At 40.4% G+C, this 12,920-nt stretch carries 14 protein-coding genes; 7 read left to right on the top strand and 7 right to left on the bottom strand.

What is annotated here, in order from left to right; all coding sequences use genetic code 11:
* The first annotated feature begins 423 nt into the window (after positions 1 to 423).
* Positions 424 to 1,242: a hypothetical protein gene (locus tag IPZ59_RS00280; RefSeq protein ID WP_236137895.1), complete on the top strand. Its 819-nt coding sequence runs from the start codon at positions 424 to 426 to the stop codon at positions 1,240 to 1,242.
* A 245-nt stretch (positions 1,243 to 1,487) separates the two neighbouring features.
* Here IPZ59_RS00280 and IPZ59_RS00275 read toward each other — a convergent pair whose 3' ends face one another.
* The 7 genes from IPZ59_RS00275 to IPZ59_RS00245 form a co-directional block, all read right to left on the bottom strand.
* On the bottom strand, positions 1,488 to 2,051 hold the full coding sequence (locus IPZ59_RS00275; protein ID WP_236137894.1) for a hypothetical protein: 564 nt from the start codon (positions 2,049 to 2,051) through the stop codon (positions 1,488 to 1,490).
* A 13-nt stretch (positions 2,052 to 2,064) separates the two neighbouring features.
* A complete protein-coding gene (locus IPZ59_RS00270) occupies positions 2,065 to 2,622 on the bottom strand; it encodes a DUF2846 domain-containing protein (RefSeq protein ID WP_236137893.1) in 558 nt (185 codons plus the stop codon).
* A 150-nt stretch (positions 2,623 to 2,772) separates the two neighbouring features.
* Complete coding sequence (locus tag IPZ59_RS00265) at positions 2,773 to 3,285, bottom strand: hypothetical protein (protein WP_236137892.1); 513 nt, start codon at positions 3,283 to 3,285, stop codon at positions 2,773 to 2,775.
* A gap of 1 nt (position 3,286) precedes the next feature.
* Positions 3,287 to 4,039, bottom strand: a complete 753-nt coding sequence (locus IPZ59_RS00260) for a LytR/AlgR family response regulator transcription factor (RefSeq protein ID WP_236137891.1) — start codon at positions 4,037 to 4,039, stop codon at positions 3,287 to 3,289.
* Between the two features lie 88 nt (positions 4,040 to 4,127).
* Entirely contained in the window at positions 4,128 to 5,195 is a 1,068-nt protein-coding gene (locus IPZ59_RS00255; RefSeq protein WP_236137890.1) for a sensor histidine kinase, read from the bottom strand.
* A gap of 39 nt (positions 5,196 to 5,234) precedes the next feature.
* A complete protein-coding gene (locus IPZ59_RS00250) occupies positions 5,235 to 5,903 on the bottom strand; it encodes a hypothetical protein (RefSeq protein ID WP_236137889.1) in 669 nt (222 codons plus the stop codon).
* An 11-nt stretch (positions 5,904 to 5,914) separates the two neighbouring features.
* Positions 5,915 to 8,068 (bottom strand): TonB-dependent receptor, encoded by a 2,154-nt coding sequence (locus IPZ59_RS00245; protein WP_236137888.1) that lies wholly within the window; start codon positions 8,066 to 8,068, stop codon positions 5,915 to 5,917.
* Between the two features lie 230 nt (positions 8,069 to 8,298).
* On the opposite strand from IPZ59_RS00245, the gene IPZ59_RS00240 reads away from it, so the two are divergent.
* The 6 genes from IPZ59_RS00240 (at position 8,299) to IPZ59_RS00215 (ending at position 12,893) form a co-directional block, all read left to right on the top strand.
* On the top strand, positions 8,299 to 9,342 hold the full coding sequence (locus IPZ59_RS00240; RefSeq protein WP_236137887.1) for a thioredoxin domain-containing protein: 1,044 nt from the start codon (positions 8,299 to 8,301) through the stop codon (positions 9,340 to 9,342).
* 260 nt (positions 9,343 to 9,602) lie between these two features.
* On the top strand, positions 9,603 to 10,067 hold the full coding sequence (locus IPZ59_RS00235) for a hypothetical protein (RefSeq protein ID WP_236137886.1): 465 nt from the start codon (positions 9,603 to 9,605) through the stop codon (positions 10,065 to 10,067).
* Between the two features lie 227 nt (positions 10,068 to 10,294).
* The gene (locus IPZ59_RS00230; protein WP_236137885.1) at positions 10,295 to 11,146 is read left to right on the top strand and encodes an alpha/beta fold hydrolase; all 852 of its coding nucleotides are present in this window, start codon (positions 10,295 to 10,297) and stop codon (positions 11,144 to 11,146) included.
* Positions 11,143 to 11,631, top strand: coding sequence for an RNA polymerase sigma factor (locus tag IPZ59_RS00225; protein WP_236137884.1), 489 nt, complete (start codon positions 11,143 to 11,145; stop codon positions 11,629 to 11,631). Before IPZ59_RS00230 ends, IPZ59_RS00225 begins: the two co-directional genes overlap by 4 nt.
* Positions 11,621 to 12,187 (top strand): hypothetical protein, encoded by a 567-nt coding sequence (locus IPZ59_RS00220; RefSeq protein WP_236137883.1) that lies wholly within the window; start codon positions 11,621 to 11,623, stop codon positions 12,185 to 12,187. The genes IPZ59_RS00225 and IPZ59_RS00220 overlap by 11 nt, the downstream gene beginning before the upstream one ends.
* Positions 12,188 to 12,509: 322 nt before the next feature.
* Complete coding sequence (locus IPZ59_RS00215; protein ID WP_236137882.1) at positions 12,510 to 12,893, top strand: hypothetical protein; 384 nt, start codon at positions 12,510 to 12,512, stop codon at positions 12,891 to 12,893.
* Positions 12,894 to 12,920 lie beyond the last annotated feature (27 nt).

The raw sequence follows: 12,920 nt of genomic DNA, 5'->3' as shown, positions 1-12,920 counted from the left end.
ACAATTTTCCGAAAAAAATCCCTGGGGAAAAATCGAGACCTCTAAATATATAGGGGAATAAAATATTGACAGTCAATGGCTTAATCCAAGGGTTCGAATCCCAATTTCCCTGCATTCAAAAAGCCAAGCGAAAGCTTGGCTTTTTTCATTTCGAGTCGTCGGGGCCACCCTGCAACCAGACCCCTCGCTCATCCCGATAGCTATCGAAACCACAGGAGCAATTATTCAAGCTAAGTACCCCTACAAGCCAGCTACTGGGTAATCCAGCGTAGAGTCAGTAGGCCAATTGATTCCTGGCGGTGTAGGTGCACCCGATTTTAAATTATCCCATAAACCCAAAATTTTTGAGGCTATTGAAACACGCCGAATGACCTTTGCGTTTATTTCAATTATGAGTATTTCTTTAGTATTAACACTTGTTTTATGAAAAATATACCCATTTATATTTTGTGTGTTTTGGTGATGGCTTCGTGTATGAATGCCAAGCCGGTGAAGATTTATGCCTTTGATCCATCGGAAGAGGCGACAATGGGTGCCCATGAGGCCGTATTATCTAAGGTTGCCATGGATGATAAAAGCCCTGAAGTACGGTTGATGGCTGTTGACCAGGTGACTAACCAATCTGTACTTGCGGCTGTAGCCTTGCATGATACCGATGCTAATGTCCGCATGGCAGCCTTGAGAAGACTGACCAATGATGCTGTCTTGGCAGCTGTGGCACTCAATGATAAAAATCATGAAGTGCGAAAAATGGCAGTCGAGCGTTTGGAAAATGAATCAGCCCTCTCTTCGGTTGCCCTCAATGACAAAGATGCCGATGTACGGAAACTCGCTTTACGAAAAATCACAGATGCATCCGTCATGGCTTCAGTAGCCTTGAATGACCGCAATGATGATGTGAGAAAATTGGCGGTGGAACTAACTACCAATGAGTCAGTGCTTGCTACGGTCTGTCTCCAAGATCGAGATGCAGATATCCGCAAAATGGCATTGCGCAAACTATCCAATGAATCGGTAATATCAACAGCAGCTTTGCAGGACAAAGATCAAGAAGTACGGAAATTAGCAGTACAAAAACTCTCCAACCAATCTACCTTGGCTACCGTAGCACTGCAAGATAGAAATGCCGATGTTCGGAGGCAAGCAGTAAGGAAAGTGACCAATCAGTCGGTTATATCCAGTATTGCAATCAATGATCCTAGCGAGGAGGTACGCAAAGAGGCATTGAACCTTCTGAAATAACATTATTTCTCCTGGACTGACTTTCTTCTTTTTTGAAGGCTATTCCAGGCTTTTAGGCTCTTTTCAAAACCAAGTTTATAACTTTGGTGAATTCCATAGCTATAAACTTGGTTAATTTTTTGTTCTTGGGTAATCGTTGGTTGAGCTATCATCTTTTCAATAGTTAATAAGATAAATTTCATCAAAACACTCAGAATAATGAAAATAGCTTTCCTAAAAAAAGTTAATCGAAGTCTTAATTTTTTTTAATTCGAGTTAAGTGGGATGTGAAATCCCACAAAAAACAGAACAGGAGGCAAGTTTTGGATGTCTGAAATGCTTTGAGCAAATCGGTAATCTTCCGAAAATTCATTGCTCCTGAAAGGTACCAACAAACCAAAATCCCAGTATTGCCCACGTTTACGATTGGAGTTCAACCGCACACCTGCACCGGCACTTACGCCATTGTAACTATCTTCAAAGCCTCCAACTCCTGTTACGCGAATCACACCGTTGTAGCCATACATTCCGGTGACAAAGAACTCTGCTTGCTTCGTACTTGGAAAGGAGTACATAAAACCTGCATTATAACCTAAATTGACAACGTTATAGCCTAGGCCAAGGAATAGCCCCAATTGGTCAACAGGATGATAGGTTAAGCGGGAACCGAAACCTCCATACAGTAGCCCTATACCAGCACCTACCGATGTACTACCTTGTTTGGAGCTGCCGTATTTTTCACTGGAAGTTTGAACTTCATTTTGAGCAAAGGATGCTTGTGCATGGAATAGGAAAATGCCCAAAGCAATCATTAAAATATATTTTTTCATCGTGAAGATCAGCTTAATTTTTTGCGTGTGATTGATTTAATTGAGCAATGGCCTTCCCCTTTGCTTTATCGCTGTTGTATTTTTCCAGGCCATTTTGGATATAAAAATCCATCTCTTTTTTATCCTCCTCCACTTTGTTTGGATCAAATGAGACTGGTGCTTTCTTGGCAATCATCTTATTGACCAACTTCATTCGCTTTTCATCTGATGGATCAATAGGGAGGACTTTTACAGCAGCTTTTACAGCGCCAATGGTTGGACGCACCTCAATAAAGTAGGTTTTACCTGCTTCCAATTCAGCCTCAATAAAATCTCTATTCTCAGAAGTTACCCAAAACAAATGAGTTCCTGGATCAACTTCATAGACAAAGTAATTGGGGCCTGAAAACTTACCTAAATACTGATCATTATGAAAGTATTTGAAGTTGATCAAAGCACCAGTACCGTTTACCCGCATAAAGTAAACTTGCGCTTTTTCAGGATTGGCATTGTAAGCATCTTGGCCATACACATTCCCAAGTGTAAATAAAAGTCCAAATGCAAGGACTGAGAGAAGTAAAGATGATTTCATATGGTATAATTTTGCAGAAATCTAGGATTTTAATTTTGACTAAAAAATATTTTTTCCTAAAAAATTAAAAATTTAGGATCGAAATTTTTTTAAAAGTATTCCAAGGTCTTTTTTTGCTAAAAAAAACATCTTACACGTAATTTGACGAAATTATTCCTCTAAAAATTGCTTCGCTTCTTTGGTGAATTTCGAGTGCCACCACAGGATCAGAGGTGTGTATGCAATGTAGGTTACTCCTCCCAAAAAAGAGGCCCAGACAAATGAAAATTTGAAAAGGGCTACCGTGATGATGATGGAAATCAAGGGTACGATAAACATGATCAATAACCGTTGCTTTTGTGATTGGGTGAAAAAAACTTCATAAGCGTTTAATTGGAGATGCTCCTTAATCTGATAAGCTCTTTGGTAAAAAAGGAATAAAATGAAGTACAAAGCAAAAGCCACAAAACCATAATAAATCATCAAGTAAGGAACCTGTTCACCTTGAATACTGACTTCAATATCTGTTTGGAAAATCAGATTGGTTAGGAAAAGAGTTAAAAACCGCAGTGGATAAACATAAAAGATCACCAATGCAATGAATATTGTGTTGAGAATGCTCAGTTTGGTGTCTTCTATCGTGTAAATTTTTGAGAAATCTACATGTTCGTTCCAAATCAGCAATTTACGAATCCAGCCAGGTTTTAAATTCCATCACTCGTTCCCTGCTGACCAAAATATCCTGATCGGAACAATCCTTGAGTTTGATTTTTAACCGGCTATTGGAATAGCTGATGATTTCCTCAACTGATGCTATGCTTGCCAAATATTTTCTATTCAGTCGAAAGAAGTCATCTGGGTTGAGTTGGTTTTCCAATTGCTCCAAGGTATAATCCAAAATAAAGCGTTTGCCGGAGGATGTAACTGCAAATGTGATGCGCTCTTCACTGAAAAAGTATTGGATATCCGTAAGCTGTATGGCACTGATTTTTTCACCAACTTTCACCATAAATCGTGATTTATAAGTCTTTTGAGATTGTTGGATCAGCTGCTGCAGGTGTGAAAAGTCCATGGTGGGCTTCAGTTGGAGTTTATGGTATTTGTCCAAAGCTGTGGCTAACTCTTGTGGATCGATTGGTTTGAGCAGGTAGTCAATGGCATTTACTTTGAATGCTTGTATGGCATACTGATCAAATGCCGTGGTAAAAATCAATGGGCAGTCCAAGGAGACTTGCTTGAAAATCTCAAAACTCAAGCCATCGGCCAATTGAATGTCACAGAAGACCAAGTCTATTGGGGGTTGTGTCTGTAAATAAGCCACTGCACGTTTAATCGTATCCAAACGCCCTTGAATACTCGCCAATGGGGCTAGTTCCAACACGAGTTTTTCCAGTCGCTTGGCAGCAGGGGCTTCATCTTCTATAATAAGGATGTTCATCTAGCTATCAATTTATTTTTAATGGTCAGATAGAATCTTGCATGGCTGATAGTCTTTCCAGCGATTGACGGCCTCAGCATGCTTGATTTCATAAGGCGGATATTCGAAGCAGCGGTAAGGTGACTGTAAATTCCTTAGCTGTCTGCATGATTTGTGGCTTTTTATTGCTCAAGAGCTGATAGCGTTTTTCAATATTACGCAGACCGATTCCTGTTGAGCGGATGTCCGCTGAGTGTTTCAGTTGCAAGTTATTGCTGATAACCAAGGAGTCGTTTGCTAGGGTAATGTGAATATTCAACGGCTGTTCTTGGGAAGAAATGTTGTGTTTCAACGCATTTTCCAGCAACAATTGCAAGGATAATGGGGGGATGTATGCTGGAGGAATAGTCGGAATGTCGATTTTGTAGGTGAAATTAGCTTCTAGTCGGATTTTTTGGAGGCTTAAGAAACTGTTGGCAAATTCCAATTCTCTTGCTACTAGCACCAACTCTTCCTCTTGAATATCGAGTACATAGCGATAGATTTTTGCCAACTGCTGAATAAATGCAGCGGATTTATCGGGACTTTCATAGACCAAATTGGAAAGTACATTCAAGGAATTGAATAGAAAGTGTGGGTTGAGTTGGTCTTTGAGGGATTGAAACTGGGAGGAGATACTTTCCGTTTTTAGCCGCTCTGCCTCTAATGCGGCGTGCCTCCATTCATACAGCCAGGAGCGAGCAATAAAAATTGTAATGATGATGACTGCGATGACAATGGTGGACAGGGTACTGTTCAGTATGCGATACCAATTCATATTTCCCAGATGTACTCCTTCGACCGTGGTCAGCACATATCCCGATATCAGCACAAAGCTGATGATGAATGTGTATAGCAAATACGTGCTTGTGGTGAGTAAAAGGCGCTTTACAGGTGCTGCTATCCAGGATATTCTTTTGTCATAGAACTCCTCTACTTTAAAACCACCCAAGCTGATGGACGCTGACATCAAAAATGAAAAGATGTAGTCAAATCTCAAACTCCAAAGGCCTTCCCAGCTTAGGAAACACGAAGGACATTGAATGATCATCAAGACAGTAGCAATCAGGAAGTTTAAACCTATAAACTTCCCGAAGCTATTGAAGATTGTGGCGTTGGCAAAGAAATTTTTATTCATATTCGTGCAGGGCTACAACTAATCAAGGTAGTGTTTTTTTCAGTTTCCACATAATTCTTGATAAAGTCCTTTGGCATAGTCTTCTCCCCATAGAGGCTCAATGCTGTTGTTTTTCACTGTGGCTGCTTCTTTTTTGAATAATTCAAGGCTCGAAAGGATCAACCCACAGGCCTTTTCTGGTCCTTGTCCAAAAAACTGAGCCATGCCATATTCCATCTGAGCCATCAGCAATATCGCACGGGGGTTCGTGCGGTTGAGATTGATTGCTTTGCCAAATGTCTGCATGGCCACAGGCGATAAATGCTGCCCACGGCTGCCAGGGTCTACCGATAATTCTCCCATGGTAATGTATCCTTGCATGGCTACGATTTCGGAGTTATTGGGAGATACTTGAGCCGCTTTATCGGCTAATTTCTTGGCTTGAGCAAAGTAATTGTCTTTGTCCTGTGCGCTTCCTTGGCTGCGGAAACCCATGTTGGCATATGCCCACGCGGCATAGTAGTCAGGCAACCATTCCGAAGGATTCATGGTAGAAATTCGCTGAAAAGCATTGGCTGATTTCTGTAACTCTTCTACGGAAGCTGCTTGGTAGAGCTTGGAGATTTCGGTGGACATGGCTTGTAGGTATGCGTCATTGAGGGGATTGCCAAAGCTTAGATTCCATGTGAAGATCATGAGGATGGCGGAAAGGGAAAGGTACGTTTTCATAGGTGTTTAGATTATAAGTTATTTAATTGATTTGCTGATTTATCTTTACTAAGGGTGATAAATATGCCTAGAAATAGGAATCTAGGGGCTGTTTGTCTGATGGGGAGCTGATCAAATTGGCCAGCCTCATTTGGTGTTGGACTGAAATTGTATCCGAAAATATTATCTCTCCCTTGGACATTGGAACAAGCTAAATGGATGATCAAATGCGGCTTGGGGAGGTAACTCCAACTCAGACTCAGGTCTTGAAATCCCCGAGTTTTGCTATTCATTTCCCCAGGAAGATTGGGGTCTGTATAGGTATAGCCATCATTCATGCTCCAAGAGGTGCCTACTTGAGATTTCAAAGCGGGAATGAAATGCTTGATAACCACAGCCAGCGAGTGCTTAGGAGCAAAACCTGGTTGCACCTGAGATTGGAATGTGGAAAATTGCCGTTTGCTGTCTACAAAGCTGTAGGTGACCCAGTAGTCTGTGTTTTCAAAAGTTTGTTGGTCCCGGAAGAAGAGGTCAAATCCCCGTGCAAAACCAGCTCCTTGCTGTTGAATAGCTTGGTAAGCAAATCTTCGGCCCTCGTAGGTCACGAGTCCATCATAGTTTTTGTAAAAACTCTCCGCTCGGATGGTCCGCCCATTTTTGGTCAAAAAGTAGTTCAGAATGTAGTGGATAGCCTCGGTATTTTGCAGGGTAGGTTGGTTCACCCGGATTTCTTCTACGGGCATTTGGCTGTATTTTCCCGCGGCTAAGGATAATTGGCCTTCGTGCTCAAATTTATAAGCAAAGGATACCCTAGGATCAACCCATGTTTGGGAGGCAAGCGCACTGTAGCCAGCTCGTAGGCCTGTCCGAAAAATCAGGCGATTGCTGAGGTACAGGTCCGCTTCCGAGAAAAGCGCTAGTTGTTGATCCTCAAAACTTCTTTCCAATCCTTCATCAGGCAGGGCTTCCCTGTACTCAAACCTGAAATGCTCCAGTCCAGATTTTAAAGAAAACCTATCAGAGAACTCTTTGATGGCTACTCCTTTGGCGTGAAAAACCCGGTTCGTATTGCGGATACTTAATTGATCTACCGTAAGGAAGTCGCTATTGGTGGAGAAAGACATCCCCCCGTACATACTCCAGTCTTTTTTTCCTGTATGCTTAGCAGACACCTGTGCAAAGGAATATCGGTTGTCTACGCCTAATAGGATGCCGCGCTCCTGCGGTATGCCGGGTTGGGCTTGCCAGATTTTCATGCTGCCCCGTTCGGTGCGGGCATATGCTTTGAGCAGGGTGTTGCTCCCTAATTTTTGCCTACCGAGAATTTCCGCATCCCAACTCGCAGGTGCTTGTTCCCAATCGAAGTTTTGTCGGACCATGTTTTGATAGGGGCCTAGGTTGGTATAGTTGGCCCCGGCATTTAGGCTGTTGTTGGTGCCTACTAGGGTTTGATTGATTCCCCCGCCTATTCCCATGATGCTGATATCCCCCTGACTTCTCAGAGGCATATCCACCGAATTAAGTGAGAGGGCAGAGGATAGGGCATTGCCAAACTCGGCAGAGTATCCCCCTGTGCTGAAAAAAGATCCTTTGAAGAGGTTGGGATTGAAGCGGGTGCGTGTAGGCACATTGCTAGCAGTGGTGCCAAAAGCATTGCCCACTTGAAGGCCATCGATGAAAATGGCCGTTTCGCTGGCATCCCCACCACGTACAAATAAGCGTCCATCATTACCCACAGTGGCAGTTCCCGGAAGTGTCTGAAATGCCCCGATGATATCCCCCATGGCGGCGGGAACTGTGACGATATCCAAGGGGCGGAGCACTACTGCCCTTTTCTCATCCGAAGCTTCCAAAGCCCCCGCTGTGATGGTGACTGCAGTCATTTCATTGATGGCTTCTTTGAGGGTGATGGAAATTTCTAGTGGTTCTTGTCTTTGTTGAACTGGTATTTCTTGAGTTCTGAACCCTAGAGCCTGAAATACCAGTACAAAATCTCCTAACTCCTCAAAAACTAACACATAACTTCCATTCAGTTCCGAGCTAGTGCCTACGTACGTTCCTTTGACGAAAATATTTACGCCTGGGATGGTTTCTCCTCGCTGGTCTTGGACTGTTCCGCGGATGGTCGTCTGTGCCCATGCAGCTTGAGAGAAAAGTAGGAATAGTAATAGTTGGTAAGCTTTCATTTCTTTGTGATTTATCCCAAAGGTGGGGGCTAGGAGAGGGCTAGGAAAAAAAAGCTGACTGAGGTGTAGGATTAGCTGACTGAACTGTAAAGATTCGGGACTGAGTTTTTTATAAGGAAGGGGAATAAGAGATTTAAAATACCTTATTTTGGGTATTTGTTTAGTTGGTATGAATGAGTAGCTTTAAAAAAATGTTTCCGTTATACTACAGGGAAACATTCCCCAAAAACATGCGTTTTGGCATTGAGGACAGGGAAATTATGTTTAGAAGTAAAAAAACCACAGGCAAAATGAAGAAAGTTCTTTTAATACTAACCTTGTGTTCCGTACTATTTCATGCTAAGGCTCAAAAAAATGTGAATTTCAGTGGGGAAATTAAAAATTTTAATTCTGCAGAGTTAATCTATTTAGGATTAGACGGGTTTCTTTTACCATTAAAAGTAGTAGAAAATGGGACTTTTTCGGTTAACGGAAATATTCCGCAAACGCCTTCCTTTGTGTACCTTGCGAAAATTTCAAAACGTGGTAAAATAGAAAAGCAGACCCCGTTGATTTGGTTTGAAGGTGATAGTCTTAACTTAACGTTAGATTGGGTTGATAAATCTTTCGAAGTTCTTGATTTTTCGCCATTTCAATCCATTTCCGAACATATAGAGACTTTAGAAGGGAAATCACAAATCGAGTTCATACTGAAAAATCCTAACAGTATACCTAGTTTGTATTTTGCTGAAATGAATAAAGAAAATATGTCAATTTCAGACTTGAAAATATTTTCTCAAGAAGTCAGCGAAGAAAATAAACAGACTATTTATTACAAGAGAATTGAAAATTATTTGTCTGCAAAAAATCGTAAGGCATTAAAGAAAGGCCAAAAAGTTGAAGACTTTAAATTACCAAATAAGGAGGGAAAACAAGTTTCAGTCATAAATGGGAATACTAACAAAAGAATTATCAGCCTATTTTCCTCGGGATGCGTATTTTCTATTGCCAGTATTGACATTCTTGAACAACTCTCTGAAATGAATAATGATAATATAGAACTGATTACAATTTGGGAAGATCCAACCAAAGAAACGTGGCTTAATGCATATCAAGACAATAAAGAAAAAATCACTTGGACAAACCTATGGGATGAATATGGATTTGCATCAACTTACTTGAATAGAACCATGTGGCCAATGTTCTATGTCATCAATGAAGAGGGTCAATTGACCGAAATCATCAAAGGTTACAATAAAAAGTCAGCAAAAAAATTGAAAAAAATAGTAGAATAACGTGAATAGCTGCGCGTATGTGGCAATAGGGGGGAAAAATACGCAAGTATTTCTATGGTTAGTGAAGAAATGGGGTTTGTGAAAATGAATTATGTCAATTATGGCAGTCAGACTCTCAAAATTGAGCTTGAAGAAATTAAGGAAAATAAGAAAAGATTATTGCATAAAAAGGGTAATTTCACTTTATATACAGCGAGCGCTTCCTAGCAAATAGAAAGTTTCGTACCTTTAAAACATAAGCCATAACAAAGGAACTATTCATGAAACTTAAAGATTTAGATAGTCTGTCGAATAATTTGTCTGAAGATAAGGTTGCAATAGTTTTCGCACAATTTTCAGAACTTCTTAAGGAGCTAAAAACTAGAGATTTAACTGAAAATCTAATAAGCTTAATAAACCTTAGTGTAGATAAAATCAATGCTTCAACAACTGAGAGCAAACAATTGAAAAAGCTGATCAAACAGGAGCAAAACCTCATTCTAAAGCAACTCGAAAAAGAGATGAAAGTAGTTCCTATCAATTATTACCGTAATTTATGGTTAGTTCTCGGGATGACTACATTTGGATTGCCTATGGGAGTATCGATTGGTTTAAGTCTGGGAAATATTGGGCTTTTAGGGATTGGATTACCCATCGGGATGGTAATTGGGATGGCTGTTGGCTCTAATATAGATAAAAAAGCATTAAAGGAAGGAAGGCAGTTAAATTTTGAGGTCAAAAGTTGAAAAGAGGGTACCGGTAATAAGCGGCTTCAAGCAACAATTACAATAGTAAACCATCAACATACAAACGTACTGATCCAGTCAGCTCTAGCATCATTTTTATCAGCTGATTGGTTGCCTTTTAATTTTTATTGTGCCTACCAGGAAGGATGATCCTTCGAAAAAACTTTTCAATCCCATGTAACATTTTGGATTTTCTGCATCTAAAGGCAAAACAAACGTTAAAAGCCATGAAAAAGATCGCAGTAACATTCATTGCATTAATCATTCATTTCTCCATGCATGCCAATCTTTATGGACAAGCCATACATGTGGAGGTTTCAGGAAAAGGGCATCCAATTCTTTTTATCCCTGGATTTACCGTACCGGGAGAGGTTTGGGAGCCAGTTGTCAAGGCATTGGAAAGCACCTATGAATGCCATGTCATTACCTTGGCAGGATTTGGAGGAAAGGAGCCTATTGGTTTTCCATGGCTTCCACAGGTAAATGAAGCCATTAAGGATTATATTGTATCCAAAGACCTGCAAGGGGCTACCATCATTGGGCATAGCTTGGGAGGAACTGTGGCCACTTGGCTTGCGACCCAAAGTGATTTGAGCCTCGCTCAACTTGTTTTGGTGGATGCCCTGCCAGCTGCCGGAGCATTAATGTTTCCCGACTTTAATCCTGATAACTTAGCCTATGAGAGTCCCTACAACAAGCAGCAGTTGGACATGACTGATGCAGCATTTGAACAAATGGCCACGTTTATGTCTAAGGGGATGAGTATCAAGGAAGCCGAGCAAAAGCGGATACATACTTGGATGTTAGAAGCTGACAGAGAAACGTATGTTTATGGGTATACCGATTACCTGAAATTGGATATGAGAGAAGGGTTGAAAGCTATTTCGATTCCCGTTACGATTATCGCAGCTACCAATCCATACGGCGAGGCCATGGTCAGACAAACCTATACCGGTCAATACGCTAATTTAAATGATTATAGTCTTGTGATCGCAGAAGATAGTGCGCATTTTGTGATGTTAGATAAACCCGATTGGTTTATGGAGCAAATCCAGCAGATTTTAGCATCAAAGAAATGACTGAACAGGACTTTAACCAGCTTTACCATGCCTATGCACCTAAAGTCCACCGATTATGCTTAGGCTATTCCTCTGGTGATTTGGATCTTGCCAATGAATGGCTGCAAGAGACATTTATCAAAGTATGGAATCATAGAAATGCATTCAGAGGAGACTCTTCTATAGACACATGGATTTATAGAATTGCTACCAATATTTGTTTGGGAGATATTCGGAAGATTAAAAAGCAGGTGATCGTCAAAGAAGAGCTATTGACGGAATCCATCACTGAAGAGCCAGTCAATGATGAGGGAGAAACTATAGAAAAAATGTATAGCTGTATAAGTCAATTGAGCGAGCAAAACAGAACGCTGATTCTAATGGAGCTTGAAAATATCCCTCAAGAAACCATCGCGGCAAGTGTGGGGCTGGCGCATGGAACCTTGCGAACCCGATTGAGCCGAATTCGAAAATCATTACTCAACTGTATCAAACATGGAATCTGATAAATTACAAGAATTGTGGAATCAACAAGGGGGAAAAATGCCCTCATTTACTCCCGACGATATCCTGTTAAAGGCTAAAAAACAACGAAAAGGGCAATACATCAGCATCCTAGTGTTGATGCTTACGGTAGTCATATTGAGCGTGTATGCTTTTTTATACGCTTTCAATCAATGGAATAGCTTTAATCTAGGGCTCTTACTGATGATTTCAAGTTTGGTATTGAGAGTGATCATTGAATTACTTTCAATCTATCGAAAAGAAAGCCGATTAATTGCTATGGATCACAACTCTTATCATGCCTATCTTAAAAAGTATTATGGCATTCGACGGGTTATCAACTATCTGATCACGCCTGTTTGTATCATTACGTATATCATAGGTTATACATTGCTATTGCCCTATTTTAAAGAATATTTTTCACAGGGATTTTATACCTATATTCAGGTTTCAGGAGCTGTTTCCATAGGAGGGATTATCGTGTTGATTTTATACAGTATTGTCAAAGAAGAGCGATTGTTGAAGCAGTTACAATCGTCCAAGAAAAAAAGTAAGTGATGGGAAGTTTCAGAAATATGAGTTCACGCAACAATCACTTCGATTGAACGCAACCACCGCAGCGATAGAACCTCCCAAAGTTAAACGGCAAAGTAAATTTAAAATCTTCGTATTTAGGAAATATATAAAGATTTAGTTTATCTTTCCTATCGGAAAAACCACTTATTTCTTTCAAGCAACTTGGAGATGGGGGTATTTTTCTAAATGTGGTGATTTTCAATTAACTCAGTAATCTTTTATGCAAATCAAAAGTAGCTTTACAACCGTCTTCATTTTACTATTTTCATTGTTTTTATCATCGTGTGACAATGAAAATGATTTTATGGATCAATCCCAAGTATCTGAAAGAATTTTAGGTAAATGGGTGCAAATACAGTCCTTTGATCTAGCTGATGGGTCCACCAATCCAACTGCTTGGGAATGGAATGATGTCGAGGATGGATTTAAGTTAGAACTTCTGAAAGACAATAACTTCATTTATTCTGCTTTTGGTGCTTGTGGAACAGGAACCTATAGTTTCAATCCAACTCTGCAAAGAATTGATTTTGAATTTGATTGTCCTATTGAACTTTTCGGAGAGATGACTCAAACGCTTACGGAGTACTTTGACATGAATTTCAACCAAAATCAACGAATAATTTTAGCGCATTCATCTAATGCCCAAACTCAGAAGCAAGCGATGAGTATGTTGGAAAAGGTGAGGTGAGTATTTCAATTGTTTTGTTTTAAATTT

Origin of the sequence: Mongoliitalea daihaiensis, assembly GCF_021596945.1 — a bacterium.
In the GTDB taxonomy this organism is placed as follows: domain Bacteria; phylum Bacteroidota; class Bacteroidia; order Cytophagales; family Cyclobacteriaceae; genus Mongoliitalea; species Mongoliitalea daihaiensis.
The sequence above is the reverse complement of the archived record's forward strand: the minus strand, read 5'-3'. Positions and strand labels throughout refer to the sequence as shown.